At 70.4% G+C, this 18,687-nt stretch carries 18 protein-coding genes; 8 read left to right on the top strand and 10 right to left on the bottom strand.

The features are described 5' to 3' along the window. Nucleotides 1-144: 144 nt before the first annotated feature. The gene (locus P3T34_RS33565; protein ID WP_280669811.1) at nt 145-909 is read right to left on the bottom strand and encodes a CDP-alcohol phosphatidyltransferase family protein; all 765 of its coding nucleotides are present in this window, start codon (nt 907-909) and stop codon (nt 145-147) included. Between the two features lie 54 nt (nt 910-963). Between P3T34_RS33565 and P3T34_RS33560 the strand changes: the two genes are divergently transcribed. The 3 genes from P3T34_RS33560 (at nt 964) to P3T34_RS33550 (ending at nt 4,303) form a co-directional block, all read left to right on the top strand. After that, a complete protein-coding gene (locus P3T34_RS33560) occupies nt 964-2,415 on the top strand; it encodes a N,N-dimethylformamidase beta subunit family domain-containing protein (RefSeq protein WP_280669810.1) in 1,452 nt (483 codons plus the stop codon). A gap of 42 nt (nt 2,416-2,457) precedes the next feature. Beyond that, nucleotides 2,458-3,060, top strand: a complete 603-nt coding sequence (locus tag P3T34_RS33555; protein ID WP_280669809.1) for an SUKH-4 family immunity protein — start codon at nt 2,458-2,460, stop codon at nt 3,058-3,060. Between the two features lie 130 nt (nt 3,061-3,190). Next, nucleotides 3,191-4,303: a beta-propeller fold lactonase family protein gene (locus P3T34_RS33550; protein WP_280669808.1), complete on the top strand. Its 1,113-nt coding sequence runs from the start codon at nt 3,191-3,193 to the stop codon at nt 4,301-4,303. A 13-nt stretch (nt 4,304-4,316) separates the two neighbouring features. On the opposite strand, the gene P3T34_RS33545 is transcribed toward P3T34_RS33550, so the two are convergent. Beyond that, nucleotides 4,317-5,312: a WYL domain-containing protein gene (locus P3T34_RS33545; RefSeq protein ID WP_280669807.1), complete on the bottom strand. Its 996-nt coding sequence runs from the start codon at nt 5,310-5,312 to the stop codon at nt 4,317-4,319. Nucleotides 5,313-5,385: 73 nt separating this feature from the next. On the opposite strand from P3T34_RS33545, the gene P3T34_RS33540 reads away from it, so the two are divergent. Continuing rightward, entirely contained in the window at nt 5,386-5,865 is a 480-nt protein-coding gene (locus P3T34_RS33540) for a hypothetical protein (protein WP_280669806.1), read from the top strand. An 18-nt stretch (nt 5,866-5,883) separates the two neighbouring features. On the opposite strand, the gene P3T34_RS33535 is transcribed toward P3T34_RS33540, so the two are convergent. The 4 genes from P3T34_RS33535 to P3T34_RS33520 form a co-directional block, all read right to left on the bottom strand. Continuing rightward, complete coding sequence (locus tag P3T34_RS33535; protein ID WP_280669805.1) at nt 5,884-6,474, bottom strand: hypothetical protein; 591 nt, start codon at nt 6,472-6,474, stop codon at nt 5,884-5,886. Continuing rightward, entirely contained in the window at nt 6,471-7,982 is a 1,512-nt protein-coding gene (locus P3T34_RS33530; protein WP_280669804.1) for an alkaline phosphatase family protein, read from the bottom strand. The genes P3T34_RS33535 and P3T34_RS33530 overlap by 4 nt, the downstream gene beginning before the upstream one ends. A gap of 125 nt (nt 7,983-8,107) precedes the next feature. Beyond that, nucleotides 8,108-8,347: a hypothetical protein gene (locus tag P3T34_RS33525; RefSeq protein WP_280669803.1), complete on the bottom strand. Its 240-nt coding sequence runs from the start codon at nt 8,345-8,347 to the stop codon at nt 8,108-8,110. 180 nt (nt 8,348-8,527) lie between these two features. Beyond that, a complete protein-coding gene (locus P3T34_RS33520; RefSeq protein ID WP_280669802.1) occupies nt 8,528-8,881 on the bottom strand; it encodes a hypothetical protein in 354 nt (117 codons plus the stop codon). A 100-nt stretch (nt 8,882-8,981) separates the two neighbouring features. Between P3T34_RS33520 and P3T34_RS33515 the strand changes: the two genes are divergently transcribed. From P3T34_RS33515 to P3T34_RS33505, 3 genes are all read left to right on the top strand, one after another. Beyond that, complete coding sequence (locus P3T34_RS33515; protein ID WP_280669801.1) at nt 8,982-9,824, top strand: helix-turn-helix transcriptional regulator; 843 nt, start codon at nt 8,982-8,984, stop codon at nt 9,822-9,824. Then, the gene (locus tag P3T34_RS33510) at nt 9,814-10,008 is read left to right on the top strand and encodes a DUF397 domain-containing protein (RefSeq protein WP_280669800.1); all 195 of its coding nucleotides are present in this window, start codon (nt 9,814-9,816) and stop codon (nt 10,006-10,008) included. Before P3T34_RS33515 ends, P3T34_RS33510 begins: the two co-directional genes overlap by 11 nt. Nucleotides 10,009-10,170: 162 nt before the next feature. Then, entirely contained in the window at nt 10,171-10,755 is a 585-nt protein-coding gene (locus P3T34_RS33505; RefSeq protein ID WP_280669799.1) for a DUF5919 domain-containing protein, read from the top strand. 66 nt (nt 10,756-10,821) lie between these two features. Here the strand turns inward: P3T34_RS33505 and cutA are convergent, their stop codons facing one another. The 4 genes from cutA to P3T34_RS33485 all read right to left on the bottom strand — a co-directional run bounded on the left by cutA (nt 10,822) and on the right by P3T34_RS33485 (nt 15,705). Further along, complete coding sequence (gene cutA, locus P3T34_RS33500; protein WP_280672553.1) at nt 10,822-10,983, bottom strand: divalent cation tolerance protein CutA; 162 nt, start codon at nt 10,981-10,983, stop codon at nt 10,822-10,824. 182 nt (nt 10,984-11,165) lie between these two features. Beyond that, the gene (locus tag P3T34_RS33495) at nt 11,166-12,299 is read right to left on the bottom strand and encodes a Fic family protein (protein WP_280669798.1); all 1,134 of its coding nucleotides are present in this window, start codon (nt 12,297-12,299) and stop codon (nt 11,166-11,168) included. A gap of 119 nt (nt 12,300-12,418) precedes the next feature. Then, complete coding sequence (locus P3T34_RS33490; protein WP_280669797.1) at nt 12,419-14,518, bottom strand: alpha-galactosidase; 2,100 nt, start codon at nt 14,516-14,518, stop codon at nt 12,419-12,421. 446 nt (nt 14,519-14,964) lie between these two features. Then, a complete protein-coding gene (locus tag P3T34_RS33485; RefSeq protein ID WP_280669796.1) occupies nt 14,965-15,705 on the bottom strand; it encodes an AfsR/SARP family transcriptional regulator in 741 nt (246 codons plus the stop codon). A 155-nt stretch (nt 15,706-15,860) separates the two neighbouring features. Between P3T34_RS33485 and P3T34_RS33480 the strand changes: the two genes are divergently transcribed. Beyond that, on the top strand, nt 15,861-18,521 hold the full coding sequence (locus tag P3T34_RS33480) for a helix-turn-helix domain-containing protein (RefSeq protein ID WP_280669795.1): 2,661 nt from the start codon (nt 15,861-15,863) through the stop codon (nt 18,519-18,521). Nucleotides 18,522-18,687 lie beyond the last annotated feature (166 nt).

Genomic DNA, 18,687 nt, shown 5'->3' with positions numbered 1-18,687 from the left:
GCCCCGCACCCAACCGTCAATACTTGCCGATACCCGGATCGAAAGCCAGTTCACGCGTGAACGTTGAAGATCCACCCAAAGATCACCAAGCGGATAGCGCATAGGCTTGTAGGAAGCTCCAAGAGCCCGCCGCCACCGCTGCGGTTACTTCTTCAGGCGCGACGAGGAGACGATCGAGACGATGTGCGCCGGCACCAGGATCCAGACGATCACCGTGACGCCGGCGACCACGGCCCTGGTCGCCGTCAGGTGGCCGGTAGCGGCGTCGGCCACCGCCGCGACGAGCAGCACCAGCGTGCACTCGATGCCGTTGACCAGCCGGTGCAGGCCGACGGCGGAGGCCAGGCGGCGCACCTTGGCCAGGCCGGAGGAGCGCGGCACGACCGACTGGTCGGTGGCCTTCGCGAGCCCGCTGTCCGCCCGTGCCACGTGGACCAGGTCCGAGGATGCCTTCAGGATGAGCACGCCGATGGCTGCCGCCATCCCGGCCACCAGGTAGGGGCTGAGGCCGAGCGAGGCGGCCCGGAATCCCATGCCGACCATCACGGCGGCATCCGCGAGGTACGCGCCGAGCCGGTCGAGGTAGACGCCGAGCGGGCTGAACTGCTTGCGCCAGCGGGCGACTTCGCCGTCCACGCAGTCGAGCAGCAGGTAGAGCTGCATGAACAGCACGCAGAGCACGGCGCCGAGCAGCCCGGGGATCAGCAGCGCGGCTCCGGAGAGCACGCCGGCGACCACCATGACGCCGGTGATCTGGTTCGGCGACCAGCGGGTGCCGAGCATCAGTCGGGTCACCCGTAGCGAGATGGAGCGCATATAGAGGCGTCCGGCCCAGTGTTCCGCCCGGCTGTCGAGCTTGCCCGGCGGGTGGATCACTGCGCGCAGTTCTTCGAGTTGGACCCTGGTCATGCCGTCTCCGTGTCTTGGTGCCCGATCGGCACGGCCCCGCAGTACGGTCGGGACGTGCCAGTCCCCTGGCGGATCATCCTCCCACTCGTCGCCGCGTCCCTCGTCGCCGGCTGCACCGGCGCCCCCGCCCCCACCGCGACCCCCACTCCCGAGGCCGGCGCGCCCGACTGGGCGATCGCCGACCCCGGGCCGACCGACGCGATCCAGGGCTACGCCGACCGTGCCGGAGTCCTGCCCGGCGTGCCCGTACGGCTGATGGTCTCCACCACGGCAAGCGCCTTCCAGGTCCGCGCCTACCGCTTCGGCGCGTACGCCGGGGGCCTGCCCGCCCGCCTCGTCTGGTCCTCCCCGCAGACGCCCGGCCGCTCGCAGCCCGCGCCCACCACCGACGCGCGCGGGATGACGGTCGCACCGTGGCAGCCGAGCGTCACCGTCCCGACCGACGGCTGGCCGCCGGGGTCGTACCTGCTCCGGCTCGATGCCGCCTCGGGTGGCAAGCGCTGGGTGCCGCTGACGGTCGAATCACCGTCGGTGGCCGGGCGGGTGGTGCTGGTCCAGCCGGTGACCTCGTACCAGGCGTACAACACATGGGGAGGGCGGAACCTGTACGTCGGGCCGGACGGCGCGTTCGCGACGCGCGCGCGGGCGGTGAGCTTCGACAGGCCGTACCAGGACGAGGACGGCGCGGCGGACTTCTTCCGGCTGGAGCAGCCACTGGTCGCCTTCGCCGAGCGCCAGGGCCTGCCGCTCGCGTACCGGACGAGCGTGGACCTCGACCTCGACCCGCACGCGCTGGACGGCGCGGCGGCGGTGCTGAGCGAGGGGCACGACGAGTACTGGTCCCCGGCGATGCGCGCCACCGTCACGCACGCCCGGGACGCCGGCAGCAACCTCGCGTTCCTCGGCGCGAACGCCGTCTACCGCAGGATCCGGTTCGAGTCGGCGGCGAGCGGGCCTGACCGGGTGGAGGTCAACTACAAGGTGCCGCAGGAGGATCCGCTCTACGGCAAGGACAACAGCCGGGTCACCGGCGACTGGCCGAGCCCGCCGGACGCGGACCCGCAGAGCTCGCTGACCGGCCAGGCCTACGCCTGCGACGCGCACACCAACGCGCCACTGCTGGTCGAGAACCCGGGCAGCCTGCCGTGGGCCGGCACCGGCGTCACGGCGGGGCAGCAGCTGACCGGTCTGGTCGGTCCGGAGTCCGACCACCTCGACACGACGTCCGGACGCGCGCCGCAGGTCACCGTGCTCGGACACGCCGACGTCGCCTGCGCGTTCGGCCCGCCGACCACGGCGAACACGACCTCCTACACCGCGGCGAGCGGCGCGACCGTCTTCGACGCGGGCACCGAGAACTGGATCTGCGCACTGCGCACCGACGACTGCCCGGGCGTGCCGGCCGACGTGCGCCGGATCGTCCAGGCGGCGACCGGGCAGCTGCTGAAAGCGTTCGCGCAGCACGGCCAGCACGGCCAGCACGGCCAGCACCGCCCGGGCGGGTAAGGCGTTTTCCGCTCCGAAGGCTCCTGCTGCGATAGTGACCCGATGCCACCGACGCCCATCCCACCGCGCGGCCCCAAGAAGCCGGGCACCATGCTCATCGACCTCGACCGCGCGACCATGCTCGACGTCATGACGGAACGTCAACTCCTGACGGCCTCAGCGCAGCGCCTGGCCCCGGTGCTGTCGCAGGAGGCCGGCGCCGGCTTCCTCTCCCGCGTGGGCCTGCCCCACTACGAGGGGCTGTTCGTCATGGTCTCGCCCCTCGTCGACGACCCCGAAGCCTTCGAACGCGGGGCGGTCGAGCCCGAGGACGAACCGACCGTCCTGGAGTGGCAGGGCCGCAGCCTGCTGCTGATCGGCTACACGGTGCTGCGCGATGCCGGACTCTACGTGGACCGCGCGACCGGCGAGGTGTTCGCCGCCCCCGGCGCCGAGGACGAGTACGAGCTGGTCAACACCGACGTCTCGTCACTGGCGATGGTGCTGCTGACCATCCAACGGGAGATCCCGGAGCCCTTCCGCGGCGAATACGACACCGCCGCCTGCGCCGCCGCCGTCCGCGCGACGGTCGACCCGCTGGACCCGGTGCCCTTCGGGACGTCCGGCAGCCTGTGGAACGAGTACTTCGACTCCTTCCTGTACTGAGCCCAATCATTACAGAGCTCTTTCCCACTGCTTACGGAGATCTGTCGATGACGCTTCCGGGCTGCCGCAGCGGCTCGGCAGGCAGCAGTGTGGTCCTCAACGAAATCCCCTTCCTCCCAAGGAGCTTGGCGTGAAGACCACTGCGAAGAACCTGCGTACCCGCGCCGCCCTGGCCGCCACCGCCGTGCTCGGCGGCGCCCTGGCCGTCGCCGCCGCGCCCGGCGTCGCCTCCGCCTCGACCTCCGCCTCGACCGAGCGCGCGGCCACCGTCTACACGCTGTCAAACGCGGCGGCCGGCAACACCGTTCTCGCCTTCCACGACCTCCACGGCGTGCTGACCCCGGCCGGCTCCTACCCGACCGGAGACCTCGGCTCGGGCGCCGGCCTCGGCTCGCAGGGCGCGCTCACGCCGGCCGACCACGGCCGGATCCTGCTCACCGTCAACGCGGGTTCGAACTCCATCACCGCGCTGCGGGTCGCCGAGGACGGCGCCCTGACCGCGGTCTCCACCGTCGCCTCCGGCGGCACCCACCCGGTGAGCGTGACCGTCCACGGCGACCTGGTCTACGTCCTCAACTCCGGCAACGGCACGATCGCCGGCTTCCGCCTGCACCACGGCATCCTGACCCCGCTGGCCGGCTCGACCCGCGCCCTGTCGACGGGTGCGGCCGGGGCGGCCGAGGTCGCCTTCTCCCCCGACGGCAGCCGACTGGTCGTCACCGAGAAGGGCAGCAACTCCCTCGACACCTTCACCGTGGACCACCACGGCCTGGCCTCCGCCGCATCCCGCACCGCCTCGGCAGCCGCGGTGCCGTTCGGCTTCGACTTCGACAACCACGGCGACGCCGTGGTCTCCGACGCCGCGGCCAGCGCGGTCACCACGTACTCCGTCGCCTCCGGCACGGCCCACCAGCTCGCCTACCTGCCGGACGGCGGCGGCGCGGCCTGCTGGCTGGTGGTCTCGCACACCACCGGCACCGCCTACGTGGCCAACGCCGCGACCGGCACCATCTCCACCTACCACGTCCGCAACGGCGCCCTGACCCTGACCGCCCCGATAGCCGCCACCGTCGGCGGCCACCCGACCGACGAGGCCCTCGGCCGCGGCGACGTCCTCTACGTCCGCGACGCGACGAACAACCGCCTGCAGGCTGTGTATTTCGGCGCCGGCGGCGCGAAGGTCATCAACACCCCGTCGGTGCTGCCAGCCAGCGCGGCGGGCGTCGCGGTCGTGAACAGCTGATACGGGTACGTCGTCAGACGCCTGATTCATCGCGCCGCACGTACATCGCCGCGAGCGCCGCGGCGGTGTCCGTGATCTGTTTCCTGAGCTCCTCCGGCTGAAGCACCTCGACGTCCGCGCCGAGCTTCAGGAACTCGGTCTCGGCGTGCGCCAGGCTCTCGATCGGCACCGTCGCCCGGACCCACCCCGGCTGCTCGGCATCGTCCTCGGCGGTGGCGTCGACCGCGTTGACGACGTCCGAGGAGTAGAGGTCGGACGCGCGCCGGCGTCCTTCGGCGGACAGCCGGATCAGGGCCTCGCCCTGCACGAGCCGCCCCCGGAACTCCACCACCTGCACGCGCCAGAACGCCGGCAGGTCGAAGTCGTCGGGCCGGTCGAACGTCTCGCCCAGGGCCTGGAGGTCCAGGATCTGGTTGACGCGGTAGGTGTTGACGCGGTTGCCGCTCTTGGCGACCGCGTACCAGCGTCCGCCCTTCAGGACGATGCCGTACGGGTCCAGGATCCGCGTCACTTCCGTCGGGGCCTTCCACCGCTGGTACCGCACCTGGATGCGCTGCTGGTTCCAGACCGCGTCGGCGACGAGCGGCAGACACGGGCTCTGATCCCCGTCGTCGTACCAGCCCGGCGCATCCAGCAGGAACCGCTGCTGCACGCGTCCCGACCGGTCGGCCAGCTCCGGCGGCAGCGAGGCCTTGAGCTTGAGCTGGGCCGCCGCCATGACGGAGCCGAGGCCCAGCTCGGCGGCGGGGCCGGGGAGCGCGGCGAGGAACATGGCCTCGGCCTCGTCGTTGTTCAGGCCGGTGAGGCGGGTCCGGTAGCCGGCAAGGAGCTGGTAGCCGCCGGCCGGACCGGCGTCGCCGTAGAGGGGGACGCCTGCCTGGTGCAAGGAGTCCACGTCCCGGTAGATGGTGCGGACGGAGACCTCCAGCTCGTCGGCGAGGCTCTGGGCCGTCATCCGGCCCCGGGTCTGGAGGAGCAGGATGATCCGGAGGAGTCGGCTCGCGCGCATGCCGCCCATTGTTGCCGGATCCACTGACATCCACTGACAGTAGATGTCAGTGGATCCGGCCTACCGTGAAGTCATGGCAGTCACTGAAACCCACGTCTGGCACGCCGGCACCGACATCATCGGCGGCCGCCCAGTCAAGCGCTACCACCTCAGCCGCAACGCCGGCCCGATCGACCCGGTCATCGAAGAGCGCGCGTACGCGATGGTTCCCGGCCTGTTCTCCCCGGAGGACGGCGAGACCCCTCCGGCCGCGTTCACCGTCCTCTTCCGCAGTGGAGCGGGCAGCCACCTCAACGTCTACAGCTGGTACTGGGGCAACGTGATCTGGGGCAAGTTCGCCGCCGGCGGCGTCCCCTTCCTCGGCTGCCCGGACGAGGACCCGACGAACCTGGTCTCGCTGGACCACCTGGCGGTTGTCGGCTGCATATACGAGCTCGGCGTGCTCGCGCACGAGCGGTCCGCCTGGGTGCGGCACATGCTGATGCCCGAGAAGCCCGACATGGACGGCTATCTCGCCGACCTCCTCCCTGACGGCCCCATCGGCCACCCGTAGGCGCAGCCGCCGGTGGGGTCAGTCGAGTTCGACCTCGAAGTCCCAGGTGGCCAGCGGCTTTCCGGCATTGCTCCAGGTCAGCGTGGAGTGGCCCGCGGCGAAAGTCCCGGCAAGATGGACCACGGCGTCGCGCCCAGGGCCGGCCGACGCCGACGCCACGTCAGCGGTGACCGGCACGGTGTGGCCGACCTCGTCGGTGACGGTCAGGGCGTCCGCGCTGAGCACGTCACTGCCGGCCTGAGCCTTGAGCACCACGGTGATGACGCCCTTGGACTCGGTTGCCGGGGCCGCCCCCGGGGCGGGCGCGGGCAGCGCGAGGTCGGGGCCGGTCGCGGTGATCTGCCCCTGCTGCGTACCGAGGTCCAGGTGAACGGCGTCGCCCATCGCGACCAGCTGGGCGTGCCCCGCAGAGGCGGTGGGCACGATCGGCGCGGCCGGAGCGGAGGGGATGGGCACCCTGCCCAGGTCCTGCGGAGCCGGCTTGGCCGACGAACATGCGGTCACGGTGGCGAGCAGCACGGCCAGCACGACCCCGGCAGCGGTGTGTCGACGGCGGCCGAGGCCGCGCCCGTGGTGGGCGCGGCCTCGGCTGGTGGAGCGGTGGGTCACTTGCCGGCTCCGGGCTTGAGGCTGTCGTCGACGGCGGTGGCACCGGTGAAGTCTGGTGCCAGCAGGGCGGGTTGGTCCTGCGGCTGCTTGGTGGTGGCGGAGTAGACGCCGTTGCTGCCCATCGGCGCGGGCTGCATCGCGTGCCCGCCCGGGTTGTTGTAGACATCCGGGCCGAACGGGCGAAGGCCCGGGGTGCCGGCGTAGCCGAGGTGGCCCCGCCCGTCGATGCCGCCCTTGGTGACGTGGAAGAGGTCCTCCATGCTGCGCAGCCAGGAGTAGTGGTTGTACGGCTGGTCGCTGATGGTGCCGGGCTTGATGTAACGGGAGATCAGGACCGACCCGGTGATGCCGCCGCCGGGAGTGGTGTCCTGGCCGAAGGCCTGGTCGCCGGGCTGGCTGGTGTTCGGGCCGGGCAGCTCGTTGCAGCAGGCGACCACGGACTGCGCGGTGTCGGTCGGGGTGTTGAGGGTGGGGTCGCTGTTGCCGGTGTAGTCGGCGGTGGAGTTCCCGTACAGCTTGTAGGGCGGGAACGCCTCGTCGAAGGTGATGTCGATCATGCCGTCGTCCTGGAAGGCGGGCGAGGCCATGATCTGCGGGATCCACTTCTGCAGGAACAGGTCCGAGGCGTAGAGGCCGCCCTGGTGGTTGTTCGGGTCACCGGAGCCGTTGTCGCCCTTGCAGGTGGAGTCGTGCGCGTCCGAGCAGTTGTCGGGGGTGATCCAGGAGAACGCCGGGGTGGTGGACTCGCTCTTCAGGTCCTCGGCCAGCCCGCTCATCGCGTCGTGGCCGGGCTGCGCCGGGCGCCCGTCCAACGGGACGACCTGGGCGCACTCCTGCGGGTCGTCGATCAGCGAGTGGAACCAGGCCGTCGGGTTGTGCTTGGGCACGTACTGGTCCTGCGCGGTCGCGCCGCCCGGGTCCACCACGCCGCCGCCGGACGGGTCACCGGGGACGCCGCACTTGTACGGGTCCTCGCGGCCGGGCGTGTTGCCCATGTCCTGCATGTACGCCTTCCAGCTGACGTTCTTGTCGTCGAGCTGGTTGAACAGGGTGTACGTCGAGTCCGGGTAGACGCAGCCCGATGCCGCGTGGACCTGGCCGTCGGCGGCCGGTGTACCGGGCGAGACGTTCGTGTACTGCGGGCAGTCGCCCTGCGTGGCGGGCGCGGGCGCCTGTCCGCTGACGGCACTGATGTAGTTGTCCAGGCTGTAGTGCCCGGTGCCGTAGTACTGCCGCAGCAACTCGCCGTACTGCGGCAGCGTCTTCCACAGGTAGCTGTTCTGGTTGAGACCGGTGAACGCCGCCTCGTACGACTTGTTCTCCAGCATGATCAGCCACACGTGCTTGATCTTCGGCGGCTGGAAGTTGTGCGACGCAGCCACCGCCGTCCCCGCCCCGCTCCCGCCCACCAAGCCCGCTGCGGCCAGCACCGCTGCCGCCAGCGTCGCCGCGACCCGCGGTCGACCGCCTGTCCCCATGCGGCCGAGCCGCAATCCCCTGAATGTCATGGGCTTATGCTCGCGGGCAGTCTAGGCGCGGACACCTACCTGAAAGTAAACCTTTTGTGAACACGTCGCGACCTCGAGCCCGACTCCCTGTGGCCTGCACCGACGCAGCTCGTCGGGCGCCTCGGTCAGCCGGCGCAGCCGTGTTCGGCGTCGAGGTTGGCCTTGGCCACGCGGCCGCGCAGGGTTTCGGCGCGGTCGGCGGGGCGGATCTGGTCCGGTTTGCGGGTGATCTCGATGCCGCCGCCGGGTGGGCGGAGGTAGAGCTCACCATGGCGGTTGTCCATGACGACCAGGATGCGCAGCGACTTGCGGTCGACGACGTAGGAGCCGGTCGGCGGGACGTCGTCGGGGGTGCTGATGCTCATCATTAGTTCAATTTCCTTCGCACAACGGGCAGTTCGGCCAGTCCAGTGGACACGACCGTGTCGAGCGGAATGCGGCCCGAGCAGCACGCGTGATCCTTGAGACGATCAGCGATCGCACACGGCCGCCCTTGAGATCAACGGCACACGAGCCGATCGGGGGCGGAACAGCGAGCGCGACACTCACGTCCAGTCCCCTCGGATGACGATCGCTCCGTCACCGGGCAGCGCCGGGGTCACGTCCAGCTGGACCAGCAGCTCGCGCAGCCTGGACGAGGAGTCGCGGTCGACCAGCCTCCCCGTACAACGCGCATACACCATCAGGGCGTTCGCGAGTTCCAGCGCGACGGCAGCCGAGCAGCCGCCCAGGTAGACATGTGGACCCTGCCGAATACCTGTCGCATGGAACGCCGGCCGCAGGGAGGGCAGTTCGCTGACGCCGGCGACCTGAAACGCCGTTGCCAGCTTCTCCGCTGCGTCTTCCGCTTCCCGCTGGTGACGTCTCAGCGTCTCGTCTGCGCGCTCTACTTCAGTCATGATTACTCCTTGTGGTGATCCCACTACAAGAATCGACCGACCCCAGTACTCTCAACAGGGGTCCGCCGTACCGCAGCTGATTGAGAGACAGGTAGCGATCATGACGTTCAGGCCAAAAGATCTCCAACCTGACCGGTCAGTGCGCGATCTCTACGGAGCCGAGATGCGGGAGCATCGCCTCCGAGCTGGGAATATGTCCCTCGGTCAGCTCGCGGAGATCATCAATTGGAGTAAGAGTCATCTCGCTCGGATCGAGAAGGCCGAGAGCCCCGTCCCGGAGGGCCTGTCCCAGAAGCTGGATGCCGCCTTCAACACTGGCGGCCGCTTCGGACGTCTGTACGATCTGGCCAAGAAAGAGATCTTCGCTGGCAAATACCGAGATGTGCTCGACATCGAGGCGAAGGCTTCCGGGATCGAGGAGTATGCCGCGGCTACCGTGCCGGGATTGCTACAAACAGAGGACTACGCCCGTTGGGCTCTACGGACAGGTCGTCCGCATGCCGGCCCGCAGGAAATCGAGTCCCTGCTTCAGGCCCGCATGGGACGTCAGAAGCGACTCAACTCATCAACTGGTCCTCGCAGTTGGTTCATCCTGGATGAGGCAGTGCTGTGCAGGCCCATGGGCAGCACAGAGACGATGACAGCCCAGCTTCACTCGATCATTCAGACTGCTGCCAGTCGTTCATGGATCACCGTGCAGATACTGCCGTTTGCGGCCGGCCCGCATCCGGAGATGGGCGGCACCCTCGTGATCTACACCCTCTCCGGCGGGCAGCAGCTGGCCTACGATGAGGGCGCCCGTACCGGTGTCGTGATCTCGGACCCGAACGACGTTGGTGACCGGCGAGACTCCTACGATCTACTCAGGGCTCAGGCCCTGTCCCCTCGCGACTCCGAGGCGATGATCAGAACTGCCCTGAAGGGATACGGCCGTGCAGACTGACGAGAGATGGCGCAAGAGCAGCCACAGCAACAACGACGGGGGCGTGTGCATCGAGGTCGACGACGCGCACCCTGGTACCGTCCGAGACTCAAAGGACCCTGACGGCCCGCGACTGGTCTTCCCTGCCGATGTGTTCGCCGCGTTCGTCGCAGGCGTCAAGGCCGGCGACTTCGGCACCGTCTGACCGTCCTGTATTTCCGGGCCCCTGCCACTGGCCGCACGGTGGCGGGGACTCGGGTCTGTCCGCCATCCAGACACAGCACGCATGGGAGCTCGTGTCGCCGCACCTGATCTCCACGCTCGGAACCGAGAGGGCGCCGCACAGGCGTTGGGAGTTGAAGCAACTATGCTGTGGCCGAAGGAAGTTCGGGACGTCTTCAAGACCGGCCCCGATCGGGAGATCGTCCGCAGCTACCCCTACCGGTCGGCTTGCCCCTCGACCGCGTGGGGCCAACTGATCAGCAGTGCCAAGGCCGACCTGTATTTCGCCGGATACACGAACTACTTTCTCTGGCTCGAACAACCAAATCTGGTCGAGGCGCTGCGCCGGAAGGCCGAGACAGGCTGTCGGGTGAGGTTCCTGTTGGGCGACCCCGACGGTGATGTGACCCGCCAGCGGGAAGCCATCGAAGATGTTGCCCTGTCAGTCTCCACGCGGGTGAGGATCACCCTTGAGCACCTGCGCCGCCTCGGGCCGACAGAAGGGCTTGAGGCCCGCTTCTCTGCCCCAGCGGACGCCATGAACCACGTCAGCCTGTCTGTGTTCCGATTCGATCAGGACGCGCTGGTCACACCGCACTTGGCTCGATTGGCAGGTCACGACTCCCCGTTGATGCACCTACGCGGACAGGGCGAAGGTGGTATGTGGTCCCGGTTCGTCGACCATGCCGAAGAGCTGTGGGAGCGTGGCACGCCGGTACGGCTGCCATAGAGGATGCCACCAGGCACCCGCACACCGGCCGTACGGCAGGTGTCATGGAGAAGGCACGCGGCTGAGCTACTTCGACTCCTCCGGGGCGATGGCCTGCCGTGGCCAGCTCAGACAGGCCGAGGAGCCCGCCAGGATCGGTGCCGCCACGATCTCGGGGTTGTCCCACGGATGATGCTCCAGCAGGTGGACTTCAAGCGCCGGGTACCTGTCGAGAGTGGTCTTGAAGATCAGTTGCCACTCCTCACCCGTGCCGAACTCACCCAGGTGCCAGAAGGAGGGTGCTCATGGCGGCGGCGGGACGCTCATCCAACCCGGCCGATCAACCGACCGCCACGTCCGTGCAGGCCGAAGCGGCAGATCTTCCTGCCGCTGCGCCCACCCGGGTAGTGGTGCTGGCACGCGCGTCAGTTCTACGCGTACGGGTCGCGCAGCGGCCGGGGCTCGCGCGCGCCGCGGACGATCGCCTCGGGCAGCTCCGGGCCCGCAACGTAGTAGCGGCCCTGAGCCTCTCCCTTGGCGATCAGCCAGTCGGCGCGGACGAGTTCGCGGATGTCGCGCTGGGCCTGCTGCTCGCTCAGCTCGGCATCGGCCTGGTAGGTGGCACGGCGCAGACGGTTGCCCATGGCGGTCGGGTAGAGGGCGTAGAGCATGCGGTCGGGCCAGCCGCGCTGTTCGATGGCTTCGTCGAGGGCGGTCCACACCTCGCGGGTGGTGTTCACCTGGCGTTCGACGCTCTGGGCCTGCTGGTGGTGGGCACGCAGGCAGAAGCGCACCCACGGCAGGGTGTCGCGTTCCGGGGTCCAGACGGGGCCGCCGACCTCTGCGAGGACGTCGTAGTAGCGGTAGGTGTTGCGGGCTCGGCCGAGCCATTCCTCGATGCTGGAGAACTCCGGCGCCATGATCCCTTCGCGGGCCAGCACAAGGGTGTGCAGGGCACGGGACATCCGCCCGTTGCCGTCCGACCACGGGTGGATCGCCACCAGGTTCAGGTGCGCCATCGACGCCCGCACGAGGCCAGGTGCGTCCAGGTCGCCGGCGTTGAGCCATTCGACGAGCTCGGTCGCCAATGCCGGGACCGCCTCCGCGTCCGGTGCGGTGTAGGCGGCGATCGTCGGATCCTCGGCCGAGGTGACGTAGACCGGACGGGTGCGCCACCAGCCGGGCCGCTTCAGCGGGTGGTGGCCCTGCATCATGAAGTGCAGCGCGTTCAGCAGGCCCTTGCTGTAGGCGAAGTCGTCGCCGGCTTCGGCGAGGCGCTGGATGTACGTCATCGCCTGCCGATAACCCTCAATCTCGGCGGTCACGGTCTCGCTCGCCTCGATCGGTGCCTCGCCGACCATGATGTCCTCGACGTCGGACACGCTGGCCGCGTAACCCTCGATGGTGTTTGACCCGGCGATCGCCCGCGCGGTCAGGTTGCGCCGCAGTTGCCCCTCCCAGCGCCGGGACGTGCGCAGGTGCAGCCGAAGCCGGTCCCGCGACTCCTCGATCTCAGCGAGAACCCGCAGGTCCGCTTCCTGCAGCACGGGCGATGAGTACAGCATGCGCCAATGACACCATCATGGGATCATTACGTCAAGCGGTGGATGCCCGCATGACGAAGGGGCCGCAGCGGAGTCCGGCGACTCTGCTGCGGCCCTGTCATCGGGTGGTCAGGGGATGGTCAGGACAGGACGGTCCAGGCCTGGCCGGCCGCCGAGGTGTTGGCCGGGTTGGTCATCCCGTTCGAGCCGGCGGCGGTGCCGGACACGTCCAGGGTCAGGCCGTTGCCGACGTTGGTGACGGTCAGCGCGCCGCTGCTGTTCTGGGTGACCTTCCACTTCTGCCAGGGGTTGTTGGCCGAGGGGTTGAGCAGGTAGGCGGTGCCGACTCCGCCGCCGGCGGCGAGCACGGTGTGCGACTGGGTGGCGGTGTAGCAGTTGTCGGTGATCGTCACCGTGCCGTCCGCGTTCGGGGTGAACAGCCACTGCTGGGCGGCGTTGCCGCTCTGGTAGGCGTTGATGTCGGAGTTGCCGCCCACGTTGGCGTAGCAGCCGCCCTGGACTTCGAGCGCCTGGCCGCCGGTGCCGCCCGCGCTGATCGCGTGGTACTTGCCGTCACCGACGATGCTCGCCTGCCCGCTGCCACCGCCCGTGCCGCCACCCGTGGTGTTGCCCGCACCGGGGATGAGGTAGAGCGCGGTGCCGTGCGCGGGGATCCAGTTGCCGCCGATGGTGCCCGTGGTGGTGCCGGTGGCGCCGGTCCAGATCTCCCGGTAGTTGTAGCTGGAGCCGGTCAGGCCGAGGTCGGCGAAGCTGGCGCTGGGCATGGCCCAGTTGCTCGGGTCCTGGTTGATCAGGGCGACGGCCAGGTCGCCGTTGGCCAGCGTGCGCTTGAGGATCACCGGCGCGGTGGGCGAGGAGGGCGGGTTGCCGACCAGGGTGGCGGGCTTGGCGAGGCTGTCCTGGTCGATGGCGATCACATCGGGGTTCTTCATGATCGCCAGCGCGGAGGAGTTGATACCGGTGGACCAGGTGTAGCCGCTCGCGCTGTGCTGGGCGTCAGCGGCGTTGCGCAGGTCGGCGCCGGAGATCAGCGGGGCGGCCATCATCGACAGCACGGACAGCTCGGTGCGCGACTCGTCGTCGGTGAACGGCTTGTCGCCCTTGTAGGTGTCGGTGACACCCCAGACCCCGTTCACGTCCTGCCAGCCGGCGAACATCATGTCCATGTCGTTCCAGCTGCCCGGGTGGACGTTGCCCGGGTACTTCAGGGCGGTCTGCAACTGGCCGTTGTAGAGCACGCCGTCCAGCTCACTGTCCCGGTCGCCGCCGATCCGGCACATGTTGGCGACCTGGCCGCACCACACTCCGGTGGGGTAGTAGCCGGCGGCCTGGTGGGGCTGCACGCCGGCGGCCACGATCAACGGGTCGGTGCGCGCCGGGTCGTTGGCGTTCAGCAGGTACGGGATGCCGGTGTGCGCGGGCTGCGCGGACAGGCTGAGGGTGACCTTCGGCTTGCCCGCTGCCGCGGTCGCGGCGTCCAGGGCGCGCTGGAACGTCTGGGTGCGGGCGTAGATGGACTCGGTGAGCTCCTTGCCCTCGCCCTGCGGGTAGTAGGCGTAGCCGTCCGGGCCGACGATGGTGGGGCCGTACGGGCAGTCGTCGTACTTGACGAAGTCGACGCCCCAGGAGACGAAGTCGTTGGCGTCGGTGGTCTCGTGGCCCAGGCTGCCAGGGTGGCCCTGACAGGTGGTGTAGGTGTCGGTGGCGTAGAGGCCGAACTTCATGCCCTTGCTGTGCGCGTACCAGGCCAGGTACTGGATCCCGTTCATGGTCTGCCCGTTGACGACCTGGTTCGGGAAGTGGCTCGCATCCGGGGTCAGGTGCCCGCTGGTGGTGTCGTTGCCGGTGCCGTCGATGCCGGAGACCGGATTGCCGTTGTTGTCGTAGAGCTGCATGGCGTTGTCGGCGGTCTTGGCGAAGTTCGTGGTCTGGCCGTCGCGGTGGCTCACCGACCAGCCGTCGTCGATGGTGACGGTGTTGTAGCCGGCCTGCACCAGGCCGTTGGCGGACATGAAGTCGATGGTCTGCTTGACCTGCTGCTCATTGACCTGGGTGCCCAGGCTGTTCCACGAGTTCCAACCCATGGGCGGCGTGAGGGCGTTGCCGTTGCCCAGGGCGGCGGCGGAGGTGGCGCCGCCCAGCGTGAGGGCGCCGAGGCCGGAGGCGGTCAGGGCCATGGCGGCCAGCGCGCTGGCGAGGCGGTGGACGGGGGTGCGCATACGTGACTCCAACGTGGGGGGGCTGGCCGGGCTCCGCGCGGCTCATGCCGGGCCTGGGGAGCGGGGTCAGGGCGGGGACACGACGGCGCGCTCGATGAGCGCGCCGTGACGAGGCACAGCGTGGGGTGGGGGTGGTGTGCCGCCGGGTCTCAGCAGCAGTGCCATACGATATGGCACTGCTCAAGGCTCCACAAGAGTCAACGCAATCAATCAGATTCGATCATATTCCCGCAGCCGGGCCCCACCAGTTCACCGGCTCACCAGCCCACCCGTTCACCAGGGGCCGGTCCGGCGTATGCGGGACGTAAGCCATCGGTAAGGCCGCCACGCCACCCTCTCGGAGGGGCCGGTGCGAAGCTGGACGCACGCCAAGCCGGCACGCAAGCGGAGGGGGCGACATGGAGGTCCGAGCGCAGAACGGGGGAGCGCCGGTTGCTGGTTCGCCCCTACACCGCGCGGGTCAGCATGCGGTTGTGCAGCCGCTGAAGCGCCGGCCCCGGTTCCACGCCGACCTCGCGCACGAGCAGCCGGCGGGCCTGCCGGAAGGCCGCCAGCGCCTCTGGGGTCCGGTTGTCGAGGTGCAGGGCGAGCATCAGCCGTTCGTGGACGCGCTCGTCCAACGGGTGCTCACGGGTCAGCTGATCGAGTCGCGGGAGCAACTCCGCCTGCCGGCCGAGGTGGAGACCGGCGTCCGCCCGGTCGAGCCGGACCGCCAGCCGCCGTTGCCGCAGCGGCTCGCTCCAGGCCTCGTGCAGGGCCGTCGAGGGCACGTCCTCCAGGGGTTCGCCGCGCCACAGCCCGTCGGCCTCGGACAGCAGCCGGTAGGCCTGGGCCCAGTCGCCGCGCGCGAGCGCCGCCCGGCCGTCCCGGGCGGCGGCCTCGAACCGGTGCAGGTCCAGTTCGTGCGGGCCGACCTCGAAGTGGTAGCCCGGCGACCGGGTGACGATCCGGGCGCCGATCGAAGGGCCCAGCTGATTGCGGAGCCGGCTGAGGCCGGTGTGCAGCGCCCCGCGCGCGCCCGCCGGCGCGCGGCAGTCCCAGACCGCCTGCGTCAAGGCCTCGCAGGAGACCGTGGCACCGGCTCGGACCAGCAGGGCCGCCAGCAGGTTCCGCTGCCGCTCACCGGTGACGACCACCGCCCGTCCGTCCTCGCACGCCGACAACGGACCGAGTATCCCCAGTTGCATGGCCACTCCCCTGGATCCCCTGGATCACCGCTAGGAAGCCTCCATCCTCAGCCGGGACTTGGCGGGCCTCCATGACGTTGAGTTGACGTTCTCCTGGTACTTCCGACGACCGTCGCCCGTTAGGGTGCGAGGGGGTCGGCATCCAGGGAGAGCGCGTGGCTGGCAATGTCTTCGGAGCGCTCCTGCGCGAGTTCCGGCTTGAGGCGGGCCTGACGCAGGACCAACTGGCGGACCGGTCCGGCGTGTCCGCACACTCGATCAGCGTGCTGGAGAGCGGGCGTCGACGTCCGCGGCTGTCGTCGGTGGCCCTGCTCTCGACCGCCATGGAGCTGGCCCCGGAGAGCCACGGACGGCTGCTCGCGGCCGCCCGCACGCCCGACACCCCCAGCGCAGCAGTCAACGGCCCCGGCCCGGCGCGCGAACCGATCCGCGACCGCGACCGCAGCCGCAGCCGAGGCCGATGTCAACTCCCCGCCGAAACCCGGCTGTTCACCGGCCGCTCGGCGGAACTCGACGAGCTCCTCGCAACCGCCCGAGCCGCGCCGGCCGGCAGTACGGCGGGCATGGTGGTGATCTCCGCGATCGACGGGATGGGCGGCGTCGGCAAATCCGCCCTGGCCGTCCGCGCCGCCCACCGGGTGCGCGCCCAGTTCCCGGACGGACAGCTCTTCGTCGACCTGCGCGGCCACACACCCGGCGTTCCACCGCTCAGCGCCGAGGACGCCCTGGGCTGGCTGCTGCGCTCGCTGGACGTACCACCGCAGCAGATCCCCCAGGAGCTCGGCGAGCGCGCCGCGTTCTACCGCGACCGACTCGCCGACACCCGCACCCTGATCGTCCTGGACAACGCGGCGAGCACCGCCCAGGTCCGCCCCCTGCTGCCCGGCACGCCCGGCTGCCTGGTCCTGATCACCAGCCGCCGACGGCTCACCGGACTGGACGACGCGCACCTGCTGGCCCTCGACGTCCTCTCCGGGCCGGAGGCCGTCAGGCTGCTGCACGAGGTCGCCGGCCCCGGCCGCCTCCCGGCCGACCACCCCGCGCTCGCCGAACTGGCCGCCCTGTGCGGACACCTGCCGCTGGCGATCCGCATCACCGCCGCCCGCCTGCGCCACCACCGGGCCCTGCGCCTGGAGGACCTGGTCGCGGAACTGGGCAACGAGCGCCACCGGCTGGACCACCTCGCCGACGAGGACCGCAGCCTGGCCGCCGTCTTCGCCACCTCGGTCGCCGACCTGCCCGAGGCCGAGCGGCAGTTGTTCGCCCTCCTCGGCCTGGTCCCCGGAGCGGACTTCGACGCCTACGCCGCCGCCAACCTGATCGGCGGCGACCACCGGACGGCCGAGCGCCTGCTGGAGTCACTGCTGGAGCACAGCCTGCTCGCCCAGCACACCCCCGGCCGCTACCGCTTCCACGACCTCGTCGGACTGTACGCGCGAACGCTGAACGACCCCGAGGCCTCGGCAGCGGCAGCGGCAGCGGCAGCGACCGAGCGCGAGGCCGCCCGCGAGGCCGCGCTGGAACGCCTGGGGAGCTACTACCTGCACACCGCCCAGCAGGCCGACCGCCATCTCGCCCGCCGCACCCGCGCCGACGCGCCGCCGGCCGCCGCCCAGCCCGCCGTGGCTCCCCCGCTGCCCGATCGGGACGCGGCGCTGAGCTGGATACGCGTCGAGCGGGACAACCTGATCGCCCAGGCCGCCGACACCCGCCACCCGCGGGCAATCGCACTGGCCACCCCGCTGACCACCCCACTGGCTGCCGCGCTGGCCGCCGTCCTCCTCCTGGACGGCCCGTGGACCCAGGCCGCGGCCCTGCACCAGGCCGCGGCCGAGGCCGCACAGCAGTTGGGAGACCTCGCGGGCGAGGCCGGCGCCCTGTGCGATCTGGGCCGCATCCGGCACGCGACCGGCGACTACCGAGCCTCGGGCGAGCTCTACGAGCGGGCGCTGGCGATCTGCCAGGGCCTCGGCGACCGCCCGGGAGAGGCGGTCGGCCTGCACGAGTTGGGCCGCATCCGGCTGCTCACCGGGGACCTGCTGGTCGCGGCCGACCTCCAGGAGCGCGCGCTGGCGATCTTCCGGGAGCTCGGCGACCGCCTGGGCGAGGCCCGCACCCTCTGTGATCTGGGCCGCGCGCGGCACTCGACCGGCGACTCCCCCGAGGCGGCCCGGTTGACCCGGCAGGTCCTGGCGCTCTACCAGGAGCTGGGCGACCGCCGGGGCGAGGCCGGAGCGCTGCACGACCTGGCGTTCATCCTGGACGAGACCGGCGACGTCAGGGCCGCGGCGGACCTGTACCGGCGCTCGCTGGCGATCTACCAGGATCTGGGCAGCGGCCAGGGCCGGGCCAACGCCCTGCGCGGCCTGGGCCGCGCGCGCCACGCCGAAGGCGACTTCAGGGCCGCGGCCGAGCTGCACGAGCAGGCGCTGGCCATCTGCCGGGAGATCGGCAGCCGCCAGGGCGAGGCGGACTCGCTGCACGGGCTGGGCCGCGCCCGCCACGGCGACGGTGACGCCATCGCCGCCGCGCGGCTCTACCGGCAGGCCCTGCCGATCTACCAGGACATCGGCAGCCGCCCCGGCGAGGCCGTCCTGCGCATCGACATGGCCGCGCTGGCCGCCGACACCGGCGACCCCCGTGCGGCCCTGGTGCTGTACCGGCAGGCCCTGCGGCTGGCCCGCGAGAGCCACAGCCCGCTCGAGGAGGCCAGGGCCCTGGAAGGCGTCGCCCGCTGCAGCGCGGCCGCCGAGGCCAGCGCGGCCGCGGATGAAGCGGATGAACCAGGACAGATCGGCCAAGTCCAGCCCTCCTGATCCGCCCGAGGGGCGCTCCCCCGCGCATCGATCGGTACCCCTGGGGAGTAATGGCATCAATCCGGTCACATCTGGAACAAAGTACGATGGCGTAATTCGCTTGCTACGCGCGAAGAGTTCCATAGATGTTCCATATGTCTGGTTTCACCTCCCGCCTCACACGCCC

Origin of the sequence: Kitasatospora sp. MAP12-44 (genome assembly GCF_029892095.1) — a bacterium.
GTDB lineage: Bacteria > Actinomycetota > Actinomycetes > Streptomycetales > Streptomycetaceae > Kitasatospora.
This window is presented reverse-complemented; position numbering and strand designations above follow the sequence as displayed.